21 protein-coding genes and 1 tRNA gene are annotated in these 18,335 nt (G+C 34.3%); 3 read left to right on the top strand and 19 right to left on the bottom strand.

Annotated elements, in window-relative coordinates:
- Nucleotides 1–13 precede the first annotated feature (13 nt).
- The 3 genes from nadB to PHR76_RS02785 are packed head-to-tail and all read right to left on the bottom strand — an operon-like array spanning nucleotide 14 to nucleotide 2,970.
- The gene (gene nadB, locus PHR76_RS02795) at nucleotides 14–1,558 is read right to left on the bottom strand and encodes an L-aspartate oxidase (RefSeq protein WP_300058312.1); all 1,545 of its coding nucleotides are present in this window, start codon (nucleotides 1,556–1,558) and stop codon (nucleotides 14–16) included.
- A gap of 4 nt (nucleotides 1,559–1,562) precedes the next feature.
- A complete protein-coding gene (nadA, locus tag PHR76_RS02790) occupies nucleotides 1,563–2,495 on the bottom strand; it encodes a quinolinate synthase NadA (protein WP_300058309.1) in 933 nt (310 codons plus the stop codon).
- Nucleotides 2,496–2,535: 40 nt separating this feature from the next.
- Nucleotides 2,536–2,970, bottom strand: a complete 435-nt coding sequence (locus PHR76_RS02785) for an Rrf2 family transcriptional regulator (protein ID WP_300058306.1) — start codon at nucleotides 2,968–2,970, stop codon at nucleotides 2,536–2,538.
- 174 nt (nucleotides 2,971–3,144) lie between these two features.
- Between PHR76_RS02785 and PHR76_RS02780 the strand changes: the two genes are divergently transcribed.
- Complete coding sequence (locus tag PHR76_RS02780) at nucleotides 3,145–4,389, top strand: aminotransferase class I/II-fold pyridoxal phosphate-dependent enzyme (protein ID WP_300058303.1); 1,245 nt, start codon at nucleotides 3,145–3,147, stop codon at nucleotides 4,387–4,389.
- Nucleotide 4,390: 1 nt separating this feature from the next.
- On the opposite strand, the gene PHR76_RS02775 is transcribed toward PHR76_RS02780, so the two are convergent.
- The 11 genes from PHR76_RS02775 to PHR76_RS02725 form a co-directional block, all read right to left on the bottom strand.
- The gene (locus tag PHR76_RS02775) at nucleotides 4,391–5,074 is read right to left on the bottom strand and encodes an anaerobic ribonucleoside-triphosphate reductase activating protein (protein ID WP_300058300.1); all 684 of its coding nucleotides are present in this window, start codon (nucleotides 5,072–5,074) and stop codon (nucleotides 4,391–4,393) included.
- Complete coding sequence (nrdD, locus tag PHR76_RS02770) at nucleotides 5,058–5,228, bottom strand: anaerobic ribonucleoside-triphosphate reductase (protein WP_300058298.1); 171 nt, start codon at nucleotides 5,226–5,228, stop codon at nucleotides 5,058–5,060. Before nrdD ends, PHR76_RS02775 begins: the two co-directional genes overlap by 17 nt.
- Nucleotides 5,206–7,326 (bottom strand): ribonucleoside triphosphate reductase, encoded by a 2,121-nt coding sequence (locus PHR76_RS02765; protein WP_300058296.1) that lies wholly within the window; start codon nucleotides 7,324–7,326, stop codon nucleotides 5,206–5,208. Before PHR76_RS02765 ends, nrdD begins: the two co-directional genes overlap by 23 nt.
- Before the next feature lie 190 nt (nucleotides 7,327–7,516).
- A complete protein-coding gene (locus PHR76_RS02760; protein WP_300058293.1) occupies nucleotides 7,517–7,717 on the bottom strand; it encodes a hypothetical protein in 201 nt (66 codons plus the stop codon).
- Nucleotides 7,718–7,839: 122 nt separating this feature from the next.
- Nucleotides 7,840–8,139, bottom strand: a complete 300-nt coding sequence (gene trxA, locus PHR76_RS02755; RefSeq protein WP_300058290.1) for a thioredoxin — start codon at nucleotides 8,137–8,139, stop codon at nucleotides 7,840–7,842.
- A 21-nt stretch (nucleotides 8,140–8,160) separates the two neighbouring features.
- Nucleotides 8,161–8,523 (bottom strand): rhodanese-like domain-containing protein, encoded by a 363-nt coding sequence (locus PHR76_RS02750; protein ID WP_300058287.1) that lies wholly within the window; start codon nucleotides 8,521–8,523, stop codon nucleotides 8,161–8,163.
- A 32-nt stretch (nucleotides 8,524–8,555) separates the two neighbouring features.
- Nucleotides 8,556–9,959 carry an MBL fold metallo-hydrolase gene (locus PHR76_RS02745; RefSeq protein WP_300058283.1) on the bottom strand — a complete coding sequence of 468 codons (1,404 nt, stop codon included), beginning with the start codon at nucleotides 9,957–9,959 and terminating at the stop codon, nucleotides 8,556–8,558.
- A 225-nt stretch (nucleotides 9,960–10,184) separates the two neighbouring features.
- Entirely contained in the window at nucleotides 10,185–11,165 is a 981-nt protein-coding gene (locus tag PHR76_RS02740; protein WP_300058281.1) for a putative sulfate exporter family transporter, read from the bottom strand.
- Nucleotides 11,162–11,773 carry a class I SAM-dependent methyltransferase gene (locus PHR76_RS02735; RefSeq protein WP_366143563.1) on the bottom strand — a complete coding sequence of 204 codons (612 nt, stop codon included), beginning with the start codon at nucleotides 11,771–11,773 and terminating at the stop codon, nucleotides 11,162–11,164. The genes PHR76_RS02740 and PHR76_RS02735 overlap by 4 nt, the downstream gene beginning before the upstream one ends.
- Before the next feature lie 7 nt (nucleotides 11,774–11,780).
- Nucleotides 11,781–12,581: a sulfite exporter TauE/SafE family protein gene (locus PHR76_RS02730; protein WP_300058275.1), complete on the bottom strand. Its 801-nt coding sequence runs from the start codon at nucleotides 12,579–12,581 to the stop codon at nucleotides 11,781–11,783.
- 88 nt (nucleotides 12,582–12,669) lie between these two features.
- Nucleotides 12,670–13,296, bottom strand: a complete 627-nt coding sequence (locus PHR76_RS02725; RefSeq protein ID WP_300058272.1) for a Crp/Fnr family transcriptional regulator — start codon at nucleotides 13,294–13,296, stop codon at nucleotides 12,670–12,672.
- Nucleotides 13,297–13,471: 175 nt separating this feature from the next.
- Here PHR76_RS02725 and PHR76_RS02720 point away from each other — a divergent pair, with 175 nt between their 5' ends.
- Entirely contained in the window at nucleotides 13,472–14,230 is a 759-nt protein-coding gene (locus PHR76_RS02720) for a dienelactone hydrolase family protein (RefSeq protein ID WP_300058270.1), read from the top strand.
- Between the two features lie 39 nt (nucleotides 14,231–14,269).
- Nucleotides 14,270–15,292, top strand: a complete 1,023-nt coding sequence (locus PHR76_RS02715) for a M28 family metallopeptidase (RefSeq protein ID WP_300058268.1) — start codon at nucleotides 14,270–14,272, stop codon at nucleotides 15,290–15,292.
- Between the two features lie 188 nt (nucleotides 15,293–15,480).
- Here PHR76_RS02715 and PHR76_RS02710 read toward each other — a convergent pair whose 3' ends face one another.
- The 5 genes from PHR76_RS02710 to PHR76_RS02690 all read right to left on the bottom strand — a co-directional run bounded on the left by PHR76_RS02710 (nucleotide 15,481) and on the right by PHR76_RS02690 (nucleotide 18,334).
- Nucleotides 15,481–15,813: a YegP family protein gene (locus PHR76_RS02710; protein ID WP_300058265.1), complete on the bottom strand. Its 333-nt coding sequence runs from the start codon at nucleotides 15,811–15,813 to the stop codon at nucleotides 15,481–15,483.
- A gap of 144 nt (nucleotides 15,814–15,957) precedes the next feature.
- Nucleotides 15,958–16,033 (bottom strand) — tRNA-His (locus tag PHR76_RS02705).
- Nucleotides 16,034–16,138: 105 nt separating this feature from the next.
- Nucleotides 16,139–16,855, bottom strand: coding sequence for a bacillithiol biosynthesis deacetylase BshB1 (gene bshB1, locus PHR76_RS02700; protein ID WP_300058480.1), 717 nt, complete (start codon nucleotides 16,853–16,855; stop codon nucleotides 16,139–16,141).
- 20 nt (nucleotides 16,856–16,875) lie between these two features.
- Nucleotides 16,876–17,904, bottom strand: coding sequence for an isochorismate synthase (locus tag PHR76_RS02695; protein ID WP_300058263.1), 1,029 nt, complete (start codon nucleotides 17,902–17,904; stop codon nucleotides 16,876–16,878).
- 4 nt (nucleotides 17,905–17,908) lie between these two features.
- The gene (locus PHR76_RS02690) at nucleotides 17,909–18,334 is read right to left on the bottom strand and encodes a PaaI family thioesterase (RefSeq protein ID WP_300058260.1); all 426 of its coding nucleotides are present in this window, start codon (nucleotides 18,332–18,334) and stop codon (nucleotides 17,909–17,911) included.
- Between the last annotated feature and the right edge of the window lies 1 nt (nucleotide 18,335).

The following is an 18,335-nucleotide window of genomic DNA, read 5'->3' as shown; positions in this document are numbered from 1 at the left end:
TTAGGTTGTGCTTTTAGGATAAAACAGTATTAAAATTAGAATTGAAGGAAGAAAGCTCATTTTCACTTAAAGCGTGTTCCATAATAATCAAAGCGGTTTGTAACATATTTTCTAATTCGATACAATTCCGACATCGAAAATAGTACTCCACACATTCAATTAAATCAAAATGAATTTTTGTGAGTTGTTCTATAATCGTCAGTTTTTCTTCTTTTGAGGCGTGCAATGTTTGATAATTCATCATGCTTTTAACCTTATTTTTAAAAACATTTATTACCGCTGATTCAATTATTTCATGGGGCTCAAAAACTCTGGATGCCTTTAAAATAAGCGGTTCAAGCGGTGGAAGTTGCCGTTTTACAATTTCATTAGCAGCATTAAATGCAAAAACCAAGGCTTCTAATAAAGAATTAGAAGCCAACCGATTAGCTCCATGCAAACCCGTACTTGAACATTCGCCAAGTGCATATAAATTGCTTAGCGATGTTCGTCCGTTTTGGTCTACTTCAATTCCACCACATTGATAATGAGCTGCTGGAATAATCGGAATCAAATGTAAAGCAGGGTTTAAATTTGTTTGCAAAATTTGAGCGTAAATCGTTGGAAATTGAATTTTAAAATCCGCTTGATTCAAATGTCGAAGGTCTAAAAAAGCACACGAATCTTGAGTGAGTTTGAGGTGATCAAGAATGGCATGCGAAACAATATCACGCGTGGCCAATTCGCCACGAGAATCATACTGAAATAAAAAACGTTCTCCTTTTTGATTCACTACATAGCCTCCATAACCTCGAATGGCCTCAGAAATCAAAAACAAATTACTTTTATTTTTTTCGTATAAAGCAGTGGGATGAAATTGAATATATTGCATTTCCTTAATGGTTGCTCCTGCTCTAAAAGCCATTGCAACGCCATCTGCCGTAGCGATACTCGGATTAGACGTATATTGAAAAAGTTGTCCACATCCGCCAGTTGCTAAAACCACCGTTGAGGCAAAAACCTGCTTTATCTGCGTATTTTCTTTTGGCAAATAATTCAATCCAATTACTAATGTTTCCTCTTCTAAAACTTGGGTTATTAAATCAATTCCAAAAGCGTGAGCAATCACTTCTACTTGTGGAGAAGCTATAATTTTATCCCATAAAACTTTTTGAATATGCCAACCCGTTTTATCTTTATGATGAACCACTCGGCTTCGACTGTGACCGCCTTCTAAAGCCATGGCTAATTGACCATCATTTTCTGTATCAAATTCGGCACCCCAACGGATTAATTCATTCAATCGTTGTGGCCCTTGTTTGACAACCATTTCTACTATTGTTGGATTGCACTTTCCCTGACCGGCATTTAACGTGTCTTGAATATGTTCTTCAAAACTATCGACTAATCGGTCACAAACAGCTGCAATTCCACCTTGAGCAAGTGACGTATTACTTTCTTCTGGTTCGTTTTTTGTAAGTAAAATAATTTTTAATTCGGGTTTTTTTTCCATCAATTGTATGGCAAGTGAAAGTCCCGCAATTCCAGTTCCTGATATTAAAACATCACACGATTTCATACACTTATAGTTGAAGCATTCGTTCAATAGGAACAATTGCTTTTTTTATGATATTTTCATCTAATTTAACTTCAGGTGATTCCTCTAGCAAACAGCGATATAGTTTTTCTAACGTATTGACTTTCATAAAAGCACATTCACTACACGCACAACTATTATCTTCTTTAGAAGGAGCAGGAAGTAGTATTTTATGTGGAGCTTCTTGTTGCATTTTATGCAAAATTCCGTTTTCTGTAGCCACAATAAATTTAGTTTCAGGCGATTCTTTAACGTAATTAATCATCGCCGAAGTGGAGCCTATAAATTGAGCTACTTTTAAAATATGTGTTTCTGATTCGGGATGTGCAATGATGACGGCATCAGGATTTTTTTGATATAAATCAATTAATTTTTCTAATGAAAATGCTTCATGAACCACGCACGAACCTTCCCATAAAACCATATCTCTACCAGTTTCTTTAATCAAGTATTTACCTAAATTTTTATCTGGAGCAAAAAGAATTGGTTTGTCTTTTGGAATAGCATTAATTACTTTTATAGCATTAGAAGAGGTACAAACACTGTCACTCATCGTTTTAATTTCCGCTGAACAATTGATATAAGTAACCACGTGGTGATTGGGATATTGATTAATAAACGCTCGAAATTCATCGGGCGGACAACCATCGGCTAATGAACAACCCGCAGCGACGTCTGGAACAAGTACTTTTTTGGTTGGATTTACAATTTTTGCCGTTTCTGCCATAAAATAAACACCTGCAAAAACAATGATTTCAGCTGTTGAAGTTGCTGCCTTTCGCGACAATTCTAAACTATCACCTACAAAATCTGCTATTTCTTGAATAGCTGGTTCTTGGTAATAATGAGCAAGTATTACGGCGTTTTTTTGCTCTTTTAAATCCAAAATTTTTTTCTTCCAATCTTCAGTTTTAGTCATTTCTAATCGGACTTTTTAGTCTTATTTTAAATTAAATTTTTTAAATTTTCAGATGGGTCTCCCCTATTTTTAAACCTATAATTAATTGAGCTAAATCGGTAGAATCTAATGCATTTTTGAGTTGTTCGCGAATGGGTTTATATTGGTCATGAAAGGGACAAGGCTTTACATCGGAACAATCTTGAAGCCCTAAACTACAGCGTTTATAAATAGTATCTCCATCGAATGCTAATACAATTTGTCGAAGTTTTACATTACTTAATTTTTCTTTCGACACAAAAAAACCACCACCATTTCCTTTTGAGGATTCTACAATATCATTTTTTGCTAATTTTTGGAGTATTTTGGCCGTGAACGATTCGGGTGAATCAATTTTTCTGGCAATCTCACGTAAACTAACTTTATTTCCTAATTGCGATTCAGAGGCAATTATAATCGTTGCTCGAATGGCATATTCACAGGTTTTTGAAAACATATTTTTTTATCAAAGATAACCTAGTTTCTCAAATTGAAAACAAAGTTGTCTTGTAATTCAAAATTAATACGGCAATTAGGGAACAAAATTAACTTGAAATAAACTTTAAAATTATGATTAAAATCATACGTATAGCTGACTATAACGACGAAATTTGCACAAAATAGAAAACAAATGAAAAATTGGAAAAAGCTGAACCATGCAGAACAAGTTGCGAGAGTAAATCGAGCATTGTTGGAAAACATTAATTTCTCCATAGACGCTCCGTTAGGCTATCCTGCTTCAAAATTAGATGGTAGAGTTTTTTATGACGACGCCCCATTTTTAAAAGATGCTCCCGTTTTATCAACCTATGTGGCTAATCCAAATCATATTGGTTGTCACACCACCGGAACATCTGAAAATGCATTTAAGGGTTCTCAAAAAATTGAAAAAGAAACAATCGACATCTTGGCTACCGCTATATTTGGCTGTGAACAAGACGGTTACGACGGTTATATAGCAACAGGAGGAACAGAAGCTAATTTGCAAGCATTGTGGATGTTTCGAAATTATTTTATGAAATCGTTTGGAGCACAACCCGCTGAAATTGCAATTATCGCCTCTGAAGACACGCATTATTCAATTGCGAAAGGCTCTAATTTATTATTAATCGATTGGCTAAATGTAAAAGTAGATTTTGAAAGTCGTCAAATTGATGTTGTTGCTTTTGAAAAACAACTTCTAGAAGCCGCTCAACTCGGAAAAAAATATTTCATCGTTGTTTGTAATATGGGAACGACCATGTTTGGTTCTGTAGATAATCCAGGTGATTATACTTCTATTTTAGAGAAACATCAACTTGCCTATAAACTGCATGTAGACGCTGCTTATGGTGGATTTGTTTATCCTTTTTTAGCCAAAGAAAATTTATTGGATTTTAAAAACCCTGCCGTTTCATCAATTACAGTTGATGCCCATAAAATGTTGCAAGCTCCTTATGGTTCTGGTGTTTTTTTATGTCGAAAAGATTTAATTGAAAACGTTTTGACCAAAGAAGCAGAATATGTTGAAGGAATGGATTTAACGCTTTCCGGAAGCCGTTCTGGAGCCAATGCCGTTGCCGTTTGGATGATTTTGGTTACCTATGGAGAAAATGGTTGGTTTGAAAAAGTAAAAGTGCTTCAAATGCGAACCGATTGGCTTTGTCAACAATTAACAGCGTTGAATATTGACTACTTTAGAGAGCCGAACATGAACATTGTGACGATAAAATCATCTTTTATTCCTGAATCGATTGCGCATCAGTTTGATTTAGTACCACAAAAACATACCGGAAAAAATGATTGGTATAAAATTGTAGTGATGGATCATGTTGAAATAGATCAACTAAAAAAGTTACTCGACCAATTAAAAGAATTTATGGGAATTTTGGCCTGATTTATCGCATTTGAACCCAAATCGTCTCGGTAGACAAATGAGTGAACGCTTTGAATTTCGAAGGGTTCATTTTTTCTATAGTCTCCACTCCATTTCGAAAGGATTGCAAGTAATAATTTCCGCGATACTGCTTCTCTTCTAAGATAGAAATCATTTCTTTTAAATCACTTTCATCCAATAAATCAGAATGTACTGTTGTTCGCACTTCAAAAGGTATTTGAGCTTCTTGAAGAATCGCAACACATTGGATAAAATGTTCGTAAAAATCGGCTTTGGTTATACTTTTTGTTTTGGATAGTGGTGCTTTAAAATCTAATGCCACATAATCAATCATCTCTAAATCAATAGCTTGTTGTAATCGCAACGGAATACTTCCATTTGTATCTACTTTTATTAAAAAACCCATTTTTTTTACCAAAGTCATCAGTTCTAAGACATCAGGATATAACAAACATTCTCCTCCGCTAAAAACGACAGCGTCTAATAAATTCTTTCTTTTTTCTAAAAAAGAAAGTAATTCGGGAATGGTATAATTTCCTTTCCCGAATACAATCTCTGGATTATAACAATAGCTGCATTTCATATTGCAACCTGCAAACCAAAGAATGCAAGCTGTTTTATCGGGATAATCCAATAATGTAAAAGCAGTAATGCTATGAATTAATTTTTTAGCACTTGATTTCATTAAAGTGTGTACGTTGTTTATGTTCGCCTTTTTTTCCGATATTAAAACTTTCAACCGGACGATGATAACCCATTACTCGTGTATACACTAAGCATTTGGTACGTAATTCATTGTGTTGCTCTAAAAGCGTTTTAGTTTGTGGTGTTTGGTTCATGGTTTTCTAAATTTAATTGAGTTAATAAAAGTTCATCACAGGTTGGACAGTATTCGTGTTCGCCGTTTAAATATCCGTGCACCGAACAAACGCTAAACACAGGAGTAACGGTGATATATGGTAATTTAAAATTGGTTATTACTTTTTTGACAAAATTTCGACAAGCTTCAGGTGTGCTAATTTTTTCATTCATATAAAGGTGTAAAACTGTACCACCGGTATATTGACATTGCAAATTATCTTGCATTAATAAAGCTTCAAACGGATCCTCGGTATAATCCACCGGAATCTGCGAACTGTTGGTATAATAGATGTTTTCACCTTCGCCTGCTTGAATAATATCTGAATAACGTTTTTTATCTTCTTTCGCAAAGCGATACGTAGTTCCTTCGGCTGGAGTGGCTTCTAGGTTATATAAATTGCCTGTTTCTTCTTGAAATTCACGCATCCGATTACGAATAAATTCTAATATTTCAGTGGCCATTTCTGTCCCAAAATTACTCGTAATATCCTGTTCGCCTTTGGTAAAATTTAAAACCATCTCATTCATTCCATTTACCCCAATGGTTGAAAAATGATTGTTAAAATGTGGCAAATAGCGTTTGGTATACGGAAATATTCCTCGGTCATACATCTCTTTAATAAAAACTCGTTTCTTTTCTAAGGTCGATTTAGAAAGCAATAACAGTCGATCTAATTGCGTGTAAAAATCCGTTTTATTTTGAGCATACAAATAACCTAAACGTGCCATATTGATGGTAACAACCCCAATACTTCCGGTCATTTCTGCACTTCCAAAAAGCCCATTTCCCCGTTTGAGTAATTCGCGTAAATCGAGTTGCAAACGGCAGCACATACTTCGTACCGCATTGGGTTTGTAGGCATTTGGATTTTCTACTTTTTCTCCTAGGTCATTGAGCGTATATTGACTTCCGATAAAATTTTGAAAATAAGAAGAGCCTATCTTGGCTGTATTTTCAAATAGAATATCCGTGTTTTCTCCATACCAATCAAAATCTTCAGTAATATTCACGGTTGGAATTGGAAACGTAAACGGTTGACCATTTGCATCGCCTTCCGTCATGATAGTATAATAGGCTTTGTTGATTAAGTTCATTTCGGGTTGAAAATGTTCATAGCGGAGTTCAGTTACGCTCTCAACACCTCTTTCTCTGGCTCGTTCAAGCATTTCGGGTGTTGCTTTATGCAAAAATAAATGTTCATTATTCCGAGTCGGAATTTGTTCTTTTAAATCCTCTGGAACAACCCAGTCTATAGTAATATTTGTAAACGGAGACTGACCCCAACGAGCGGGAACATTTAAATTATAAACAAAACTTCGAACCGCTTTAAGCACTTCGTCAAAACTAAGTTTATCTTTAAAAACATAGGGAGCTAAATAAGTATCGAAAGAACTAAAAGCCTGTGCTCCTGCCCATTCACTCTGTAAAATTCCTAAAAAATTGGCCATCTGACCCAAAGCTTCTCGGAAATGAGCTGGCGGTCTGCTTTCTACACGACCACGAACGCCATTGAATCCATCATTTAATAAAACGCGTAAACTCCACCCTGCACAATAACCTGTTAAACAATCTAAATCGTGTATGTGAATGTCGCCATTCCGATGTGCATAACCTTCTTCTTTGGCATAAACTTTATCTAACCAATAATTGGCAATGATTTTTCCTGCTACATTATTGACTAGGCCTGCGTTAGAATAAGAGGTATTTGCATTGGCATTAATTCGCCAATCGGTTTGTTGAATATATTCTTCAATGGTCTGAGAGCTGTCTACATAAGTCGTATCTTCATTTAAACCCAGAATGTGCTCTCGTTGTAATTTTCGGGTATGCCGATATAACATAAACGAACGCATGACGTTAAAAAATCCAAATTCTGATAATGCTTTTTCAATTAAATCTTGTACTTCTTCAACTGCCCAAGTTTCTTTTGATTCTAATTGACCAAATACACTAGCGATGACTTCTAGCGAAACTGGTTGTGATTCACTTTGGAAAGCTTTTCTAATTGCTTCCTCAATTTTAAAGGTTTCAAAAGGAACATAAGCTCCATTTCTTTTGATAACATATTTTTCCATATTGCTTGTTTTGAGTAGAAATATTTGAGTTGACTTTTACAAATATAATTCTAATAAGACTTTTATATCCTTTTTGAATATAAAGAAATGAACAAGTTATGTGCAAATATTGTTGATAAATATTTTTGTTAGAAACAAAAAAAAAGTGTCCGATTATTCGAACACTTTTTATATAAAGTCAAAAAAAGTATTATGCTTTTTTATCTTCAGCTTTTTTAGAAGAGCAACATCCACCTTTTTTCTCGGTTCCACATTCTTTTTTATCTTCAGTTGAAGATTTTTCAGTTTTAGCTTTTTCTTTTTTCTTTTCTTGTTCTTGTGTTACTCCTGCAAAAGCATTAATTGAGAACATAAATGCCGCTATAGCAACATAGGAAACTAATTTTTTCATATTTTTTTATAATTTAAGATTAAACAATTGAATACTACAAATATATAAAATTAATGGAACTACTTTAATATTAAATGTTAAATTTAATAATAGAACCAAAAACTTAAAAATACAAGCTTTTCTTAATTACTCTTTTCAGTAATGATTTGAATAAGTTGTTCTTTACTTAAAACGCCCGATTGTCGCCAGAGTTGCTTTCCATTCTGAAACAAGAGCATGGTTGGTACACCTTTCACCTGATATTGGGCCGCTAATTGTTCATTTTTTTCTACATCAATTTTAAGAATAGAAATGCGTTCGCCCATTACCTCTTTCACTTGTTTTAAAATTGGGCCCAATTGTTGACAAGGTCCGCACCAAGTAGCAAAAAAGTCAATTAAAACTGGTTTATCGGACTGAATAATTTCTTGGAAAGTTTTCATTTTTCTAAATTTTTTGGTTTTTTAATTCCATCTTAGATAACCGCCAGCTAAATCTATCACTTCTACAAAACCCATCTCCACCATTTTATGAGCGGCGGTCTGACTTCTAGCACCACTTCGGCAATAAACGTAAACAGGTTTTGTTTTGTCTAATTTTTGAATCTCTTCGTCAAAAGCGGCATTATTCACATCAATATTTAAGGCATTTGGAATTGCTCCTTCTTTAAATTCTGCCGGTGTTCGCACATCAACTAATTGAACTGATTCCTTACTAATATGAGATTTATATTCTGCAACGGGTAAAACTTTAATCTTCGGGTTGGTTTGTGACTGACATGAAATAGTCATCACAGCTAATAAAACTAAAAAAACAATTTTTTTCATATATATATATATTTGATTTTCTGGGGATTAGATTATAAGGTACTCGGACAAACATAGGCTGTTCGCTCGATAGTAGTGTTTTTTATAGCAACGTAACCACCTTTTACATCGATAACATTGTGATAACCTCTTGATTTTAAAATAGAAGCGGCAATCATACTGCGGTATCCACCTGCACAATATAAATAAAATGGTTCTTCTTTTGGAAATTCTGCTAAGTGTTCATTTAAAAAATCCAATGGTGTTAAAGGCACATCAACCATATGTTCAGAAGCATATTCACCCGGTTTTCTTACATCAAAAACGTTGAGTTTGCTATAATTCATATCAGCCAATACGAGAGCTTCTATGGTAGAAACCGTATCGTATTCTAAACCTGCTTTTTTCCATGCTTCAAATCCACCCTTTAAATAACCAATGGTATTGTCATAACCAACTCGTGCCAAGCGAGTGATGGTTTCTTTTTCTTTTCCTTCTGGTGTAATTAATAAAATAGGTTGTTTATAATCTAAGATTAATGCACCAACCCACGGAGCAAATCCACCGTCAATCCCAATAAAAATAGATTTTGGAATATGTCCTTTTGCAAAATCATCTTGATGACGAACGTCTAAAACCAACGCATCAGTTTCGTTTGCAATCATTTCAAAAACAGAAGGTTCATAGGCTTTAGCTTCTTTAATGATATTTTCAACATCGCCGTACCCTTCTTTATTCAATTGAACATTCATCGGAAAGTAAGCCGGCGGAGGCAACAAACCATCTGTTACTTCCTTTACAAATTCTTCTTTAGTCATATTGGCACGCAAAGCATAATTAGTTGCTTTTTGTTCGCCAATAGTTCCCACCGTTTCTTTGCTTAAATTCTTTCCGCATGCAGAACCTGCACCATGTGCTGGATAAACAATGACCTCATCTGCTAACGTCATAATTTTTGTACGCAAACTGTCAAACAATAATCCGGCTAATTGCTCCTTAGTCATATCGGCAGCTTTTTGAGCTAAGTCGGGTCGGCCAACATCACCTAAAAACAACGTATCGCCACTAAAAATAGCGTAATCTTTTCCCTCTTTATCTTTTAATAAATATGTGGTGCTTTCCATGGTATGTCCGGGCGTATGCAATGCCGTAATGGTAATATCGCCTAGCTTAAACACCTCACCATCTTTGGCAATATGTGCTTTAAACGTTGGATTTGCATTTGGACCAAAAACAATTGGAGCTCCCGTTTTTTCTGCTAAAGTAACATGGCCACTCACAAAATCAGCATGAAAATGGGTTTCAAAAATATAGTTGATTTTGGCTTGACTTTGTTCGGCTTTATCTAAATAGGGTTGTACTTCCCGTAAAGGATCTATAATTGCTACTTCACCTTTACTTTCTATATAATAGGCTCCTTGAGCCAAGCATCCCGTATAAATTTGTTCAATTTTCATAAAATATATTTTTAATTTTTTACAAAACTAATTGCTTAACCTCACAATAGCAGTAACTTTAGTTACAAAGATAAGAAATATTAAAACCCAATTTGAACTGATTTTTCACTCGATATCGGAATTAACATTATTTAACGTGTCTTATTTTAACAAGATAACAGATTGTAATGGAATAATACTGTTGGTTTTTGACTTTACTTATTGATTACACAATCCCAACATTTATCAAATTTCTAGAATAAAAATACCTAAAAGGATAATGACAGTTTGTAAAATAAAAAGTAATAATCCAAAAATCAATCCGCGTTTACCTGATTGTAATAAAGCAGTAAAACTCACACGAAGTCCTATTGCAATCATGGCTAAGGTCAGAAGAATTTTACCTATTTCAGAAGTTCCGTCAAGGATATTTTTTGGAAAATCAACCACAGAAACTAAAATTGTTATCGCCATAAAACCCCATAAATACCAAGGTAATTGAAAATGTTGTTTCCAATTTTTTATGGTATTGCGTTGTGTAATATAGTTAAAGAAAATTAATCCCGGTGATAATAATGAAATTCGTGCTAATTTAATGGCCAAAGCTTGTTCGCCAATTTCAGAAGACATCGTAAAACCAGCACCTACAACATTACCAACCGAATGCAAAGTCCCTCCCAAAATTAAACTGCTTTGAATTGAAGTAAAAGAGAAAGCCGCTAAAATAAACGGAAAAAGTATCATTCCTACTGTTCCATATAAATTGACAACTGCCATAGAAACCCCAATATCTTCTTTGTTTTTATTGCTGATACTAGGGGCCAATGCCGCGATAGCACTAGAACCGCAAATGGCTGTACCAAAACCAACCATCCACCCGACTGTTCCTGGACATTTAATTTTTTTTGCGAGATAAACGGTTAGAATAATCATGGAAAAAACAACCAAAGCAATCAAAACAAAACTTTTCCAACCTAATTTTCCCATATTGGTATAATTAATTCCAAAAGCGAGAAAAAGAATTGAAAACTCAAGGGTTTTTGCACCCATTAAACCAATTCCAGGAAATAAAATTGGATTTATTTTATAAATATTTCCGATGAAAATACCCAATAAGAGTCCAACTAAAATACTATTTAAAAAACTAAAAAAATAGGTTGAAACAAAAACAAGCACACCAATTATAAGTGTAAAAAAGATGCCAGGAAGTTGGTTTTTTGAAATCATTTTTTTCTAAATACGCAAAAAATAAACTGTTGTTCCGTTTGCATCGGTGTTTGATGAATTATTTCTTTCGAATCGATTAATTCAAAATTATCTTGAAAAACTTGACACATCGTAGCAACCGTATACTGTTGAATAGCAATACCTGAACATTTTAAAGGACCTTTATCAGAAAACGTTCCAATAATCATCAAGCTATTTTGAGCCAATGCTTTTGCTGCAATCAAAGCATATTTTTTAACTTCGTTTTCCTCTGTCAAAAAATGAAAAACTGCTCGGTCATGCCAAATTTGATAAGGTTGAAGTGGATTAAATTCGGTGATATCACTCGTTAACCATTGTACTTTAGTACGAAGAGATTCCAAACGGTGCTGAGCCCGTTGAAGCGCTTTTTCTGAAATATCCAACACGGTTATATCATGGTAACCCTGTTTTAAAAGATAGTCAATTAAAAAACTATCGCCACCGCCTATATCGATAATCGCATCGGTTTTAGAAGAGCTATAAGCAGAAATAAAAGCTAGACTTACTTCTGGTTTGGGCTGATACCAGCTTACCTCCTCTAATTTTTTGTTCGAGTAAATATTTTCCCAATGTTCTTTTCTAGTCATTTCCATATTACAAAACTACTTCTTTTAAAATAATATAAATCCCCATTAGTAGCACAAACCATCCAAAACTTGTTTTTAATTTGTCTCCAGATATATATTTTGATAATAAGTTACCGATAAAAATCCCGACAATCGATGCCAATGTAAAACCTAACAACAAATTCCAATCCATTGCTGGAGTTCGATTTAAATCACCTATAAATCCAATAAGCGATTGAAAAGCGATAATAAACAAAGAAGTTCCGATGGCCTTTTTCATTGAAATTTTAGCTAAAAAATACAAAGCAGGAATAATTAAAAATCCGCCACCAGCTCCAACAAATCCTGCTATTAAACCAATTCCTAATCCCTGAAAAACAATAGCTCTCATATTAAGCGGCTTGTCGCTTTCACTTTCTTTATGTTGCATTGGCTTAATCATTCGAATGGAAGCGATGACCATTACTACCGCAAAAACAAGCATGACAAATACTGATTTTGTCACTACAAATGTGCCGATTTCGATTAGTTTTTCTGGAATAGCTGGAACAATAAAGTTTCGAGTAAGAAAAACGGCTATAATCGTAGGAATACCAAATAAAGCTACATTTTTAAAATCGACTAATTGTTGTTTTGCTTTTTGAATTCCGCCCACTAATGCAGAAACACCCACGATAAATAAAGAATAACCTGTGGCCAGGACGGGTTCAACATGCATAATATAAACCAAGATGGGAACGGATAAAATAGAACCGCCGCTGCCGATTAATCCCAAAGAAATTCCGACTAAAACAGCTAAAAAATATCCTATAATTGAAGAAATTTCCATATTGAAGGCAAAATTACATGAACCTTTTTAATTGAACGTAACTTTGGTTACATTTATAATTTGGTTTTTATCAAATCTTGAGATTCAATTACTTCAACTCAATAAAAGCACGATGCAAGACAATCTTATTTTCGCGTTCCAAGGCTTTTAGTAATCGGGAAATCACGACGCGAGACGTGTTTAAATCATACGCAATTTCTTGGTGCGTATTGAGTATCATTTTAGATTGATTAATCTTAGATTTGTCAAACAGATAGCTCATCAGGCGTTCATTCATGTTCATAAAAGCTAAACTATCAATAGCAGAAAGCATTTCTTTTAAACGGTTGTTATAACTGTTGAACACATAATTTCTCCAACTTTTATATTTGCCCAACCATTCTTCCATTTTATAAATCGGAATCATAATAACAACCCCTTTAGTTTCTGCAACAGCTCTAATTTCGCTTTTGGTTTCACCAATACAACACGCTAGTGTCATCGCACACGTATCGCCTTTTTCAATAAAATATAAAAGTAATTCGCCTTCATCAAAATCTTCTCGTAAAATTTTAATTGCTCCATTTATCAATAGTGGCATTTTTTTGATGTAATCGCCAAAATCAATAAGCACATCACCTTCGTTAAAATCCCGTAAAACGGAAACCTCGGCAATTTCTTCAATTAATTTTTCTTCAAAAATAAAACCGTAAGTCTGCTTCAATAAATCAATCATAATTAACAAGCTTATATAACTGGTAAATTTGAGAAAAATATAGGAATAAAATAGAAAAAATAAAGGTTTTGTTTCGTTTTTAATTGCAAATCTCATTATATCACGTTAAACTATTAAAAATCTATTAAAATAATAGTTCTACTAAAATTAATTTCTATTTTTGATTATGAAAACGATGAAAAAAATAATTTTCCTTCTATTATTCCTCCCTTTGATGTTAAACGCTCAATTAAAATCAGTTATTTACCAAGATGAAAATCAATCTTTAATCGGATTGGTATCCAAACCCACTAAAGCAATTTCAACTCATCCGGGAATTCTGATTTTACCTTCTTGGATGGGAATTAGCGAACACGAAAAAGAAGTAGCTTCAAAATTAAGTGAATTAGGCTACTTTACTTTTATTGCAGATATTTATGGAGAAGGAAATTACCCCACCAATACACAAGAAGCAGGTCAACAAGCGGGTTATTATAAAAACAATGTTGTTGACTATCAACGTCGGATTCAATTAGCTTTAAATCAACTCATTACTACTGGGGCGAATAAAAACAAAATCGTCGTGATTGGTTATTGTTTTGGCGGAACCGGTGCTTTAGAAGCCGCTCGAAGTAATTTGGATGTAGTTGGCGTTGTTTCTTTTCATGGTGGATTAGGCAAAGACGAAAAGCGAGATGATGCACAAATAAAAGCTAAAGTTTTAGTGCTTCATGGAGCCGATGACCCTTATGTTTCTGAAAAGGAAATCGCACAATTTCAAGAAGAAATGCGAACTTCTAAAGCAGATTGGCAAATGATTTATTACGCCAATTCAGTACATTCGTTTACGAATAAAAATGCGGGCAATGATAATTCAAAAGGAGCGGCCTATAATGAATTGGCCGATAAGCGATCTTTTGCTCATTTTTTAAATTTCATTCAAGAAATATTATAAAAAACAATTCCTAATTTTTGATTTTCAAATTAAGTAAACATGAATAAAATCATAGCTAGTCTTTTTATTATCGCTTTTTTTAGTGTTGGATGCTCATCAAATAAAACTGCTACCAAAGATTTTAATCCTGCAGATTATTTAACCCATATTAAAGCGGAAAATTTAAGTAAACACTTATATATTGTCGCTTCAGATGAAATGGAAGGCCGCGACACAGGCACTCCAGGACAAAAAAAAGCGGGGGTTTACTTGATTGATTTTTATAAATCGATAGGTGTGAATTACCCAAAAGGAGCAACAACGTATTACCAACCGATTCCATCCGAATTTTTCAAAAAACAATTTAGCCCAAAATTAGGCGATTCTGAAAATATTTGGGCGTTTATTGAAGGTTCTGAAAAACCAGAAGAAATACTCGTAATTTCTGCACATTATGACCATGTGGGAATGAAAAACGGGGAAGTTTATAATGGTGCCGATGATGATGGTTCAGGAACAGTTGCGTTATTAGAAATCGCCGCTGCTTTTCAAAAAGCGAAAAAGGAAGGAAATGGACCAAAACGTTCTATTTTGTTTTTACATGTAACTGGCGAAGAACACGGTTTACACGGTTCTCGTTTTTATACCGAAAATCCACTTTTTCCATTAGAAAATACAATTGCAAACATCAATATCGATATGATTGGCAGACGTGGTTATGGCAAAGAAAACAACGACAATTATATTTATGTAATTGGTTCCGACCGCTTGAGCTCCGATTTACATAATTGGTCTGAGGATGCGAATAAAAAATACATCGGCATGGAATTGGATTATACTTACAACGATTTAAAAGACCCAAACCGATTTTATTATCGTTCTGATCACTATAATTTTGCAAAAAGAGGAATTCCAGCTATTTTCTATTTTAATGGCGTTCACGATGATTATCATAAAGCCACCGATACCCCAGATAAAATTGACTATCCCCAATTGACCAAGCGAGCTCAATTAGCATTTGTAGTGGCGTGGGAATTAGCAAATAATCCAGAACGCCCGAAAGTGGATAAGGATGGGAAATAGTTTTTTGATTTTAATTAATTTTAAAAAGCTAAAGCCGTAAAAAAGCACATCTAAAAGTACCATAAATAAAAAAATATTTGTTATTAATTGGTGACTTATGAAGAAATTAAATAGCTAAAAGATGCATTTACATCATAAAAAAAAGCTCTGAATTCTCAGAGCTTTTTTGATATTGAAATAGAAATAATTTATTCTAAATCTTCTTTCACATCCGCATCTGGAGCATTTTTTGCCACAGAAGCAACACCATTTTCCCGAGCGGCAACCGACTCATACATTTCACTGTTTCCAATGATTTGACCGTTAGTGGCTTTTAAATTAAAATAAGGTTTACCATTTTTTGCTTCCAAACGGTCAAAACGAGCATCTACTTGTGAATTTTTACGAACTGATTCGATACCGTTTTCGCAAGCTGCTTTAGTGGTATAGCCTTCACTAGCCAGAATAACTTGACCGTTTCCCGCTTTAAGTACAAATTGAAATTCTCCGTTTTTTCTTTTACTAATTACAAATGATCCCATAATGTGTGATTAATGTTATTTTTAAAATTATTGACTACTAAATTAAAAAATAATTTTAACAATTCAAAATGAAAAGACCATAAATTAAATTTAAAAATATAAAACAAAAAAAAGCCTCAAGTTTTCCTTGAGGCTTTGAAAATTGGGTGGGAGACGGGGCTCGAACCCGCGACCCTCGGTACCACAAACCGATGCTCTAACCAACTGAGCTACAACCACCATTTGTTTTACTTCGCAACACTTTTTGAAATAAATCCGTCAAAGCTTTGTTTGCGAGTGCAAATATAATGCAAACCTTGAATTTTACAAAGGTTTTTATAAAAAATTACATCAATTTTGTTAAGCTACTGACAGCCACATATCTTTCTGTGGTAAAACCTTCTGCAAAATCAGTTCCAATCAAACGTCCGAGGTCTTGTGAACGGTAATGAATACTCTCTAAAAAGTTTTTAGTGGCAATTGGCGTTTGCGGTTCTTGCGTAGTAGGATTGTAAAACTGCGAATCATAAGCCAAAATTGCTTCTTTTTTCTTTTCCATAAAACCAGAAATGTCTACCACAAAATCTGGTTCAATAGTAGCCCATTGAATATAATGATAGACTACTTTTGGTCGCCAAACTGCTTGCAATTCACCTGCTAAAAACGTTTCTATTTTTTGTAAACCCGATAAAAAACAGGCGTCCGAAACCAATTGACTTCCTTTGGAATGATCAATATGACGATCGTTAATTGCATTACACAACACAATTTCAGGTTTATATTTACGAATCATTTGAATAACTTGCAGCTGATGTGCTTCATCATTGACAAAAAAACCATCACGCATTTTTAAATTTTCACGCACAGCGACGCCTAAAATCTTAGCTGCTTTGGCTGCTTCTTGATAGCGAATTTCTACAGAGCCTCGCGTTCCTAATTCACCCTGTGTTAAATCAATTAGGCCAACTTTCTTACCCAAAGCAATTTCTTTAAGCAAGGTGCCAGCACAACCTAATTCTACATCGTCTGGATGTGCTCCAAAAGCTAAAATATCTAGTTTTATTGATTCCACTTTTTTGTTTTTTATAATATGTTTCGCATAGTCATCGATTTGTGCTCTGTTTCCAAAAATTCTAAACTCGGATTACTTTTGGCAGTTATACCACATCCCACATAAAGAATAACTTTGTTTTTTTGGACTTGCATGCACCGCAAATTTACAAAAAGATTCGCATTTGATTTCGTTCCTTCCCAAAGGCCTAAATAACCACTATAAAATTCACGCGAATAATTTTCGTTTTTGACAATAAAATCAAAAGCTAAATTCCTAGGAAAACCACAGACCGCTGGAGTTGGATGTAAGTCGTGGACAATTTTTTCTAATGCTATTTGCGATTGAATTTCTCCTGAAATTGTAGTATTCAAATGTACTAATTGCCCTGCTTCTACTGTTTTGGTATCAGAAATTTTAATGTTTTTCACTTCCGATTGCACTAAATTCACCACATAATCAGTCACCACTTGTTGTTCGTGTATTTCTTTGGAAGACCAGTTTTCAAAAGTTGCTTTAGCTTGTGTGCCCGCTAAGGCAACTGTTTCTAGCTGACTTTCTTTTACTTTTACTAATTGTTCAGGCGTTGCTCCCATCCAACAACCACTTTTAGGATGATAAAACAACGAACAAAAAGCCGTTGGATACTGTTGCATCATTCGAATAAACGTTGAAAAAACTTCAACCCGTTTTTGAATCTCAAGTGTTCGTGATACCACCACTTTTTCAAAAACTCCTTCTTGAATCGCTTTAACAGCTTTTGCTACTAGCTTTTCAAAATTAGACCGTGCTTCTGCTGAGGATTGATAGTCGATTTTAGTAGATTTTGCTTCTACATAATTGCTTTTTTCCTCTTCTATGTAATCAGAATTAACTTTTGGAATAACGATTACTTTGTCTAATTCAAAGGAAGCCATTACAAAACCATCTTGCCCCTTAAAAGTATGTAAAACAGTATCCTTTTGAAGCAAAGCACAAATTTTTTGTTGATTCGGTTCGGAATACAATACAAATGGTAATTCGCTTTCTATTTGAAAGCTAACTTTTTCAAAAATAGTCATGCGGTTAATTTTTTCGAGGTAAAATCATATTGGTTAATTTACAAAGTGAAATCAATTTTCCCTCTTCATCGGTAATTTTAATTTCCCACAAATGGATGCTCCGCCCTTTATGAATGATTCGAGCGGTACAAAAAACTTCACCTTCTTTTTTACTCTTTAAGTGATTTGCCGAAATTTCAATGCCTCTAATTTCATGTTGCTCTGCATCAACAAACAGCATTGAGGCAGCACTGCCTACGCTTTCTGCTAAAGCAACACTTGCTCCGCCATGCAATAATCCCATCGGTTGGTGAACGCGAGAATTGACTGGCATTTTAGCTGTTAAAAAATCTTCACCCACATCAATATATTCAATTTCTAAAGTTTCCATTAAAGTATTCTTGCTCCATTTTTTACAGTTTTGTAAGATTGCTTCTTTGTCAATTGCCATT

The sequence above is a fragment of the Flavobacterium sp. genome (genome assembly GCF_028689845.1).
GTDB lineage: Bacteria > Bacteroidota > Bacteroidia > Flavobacteriales > Flavobacteriaceae > Flavobacterium.
Note: the sequence above shows the minus strand (reverse complement) of the source record. Positions and strands in the feature narration are given on the sequence as shown.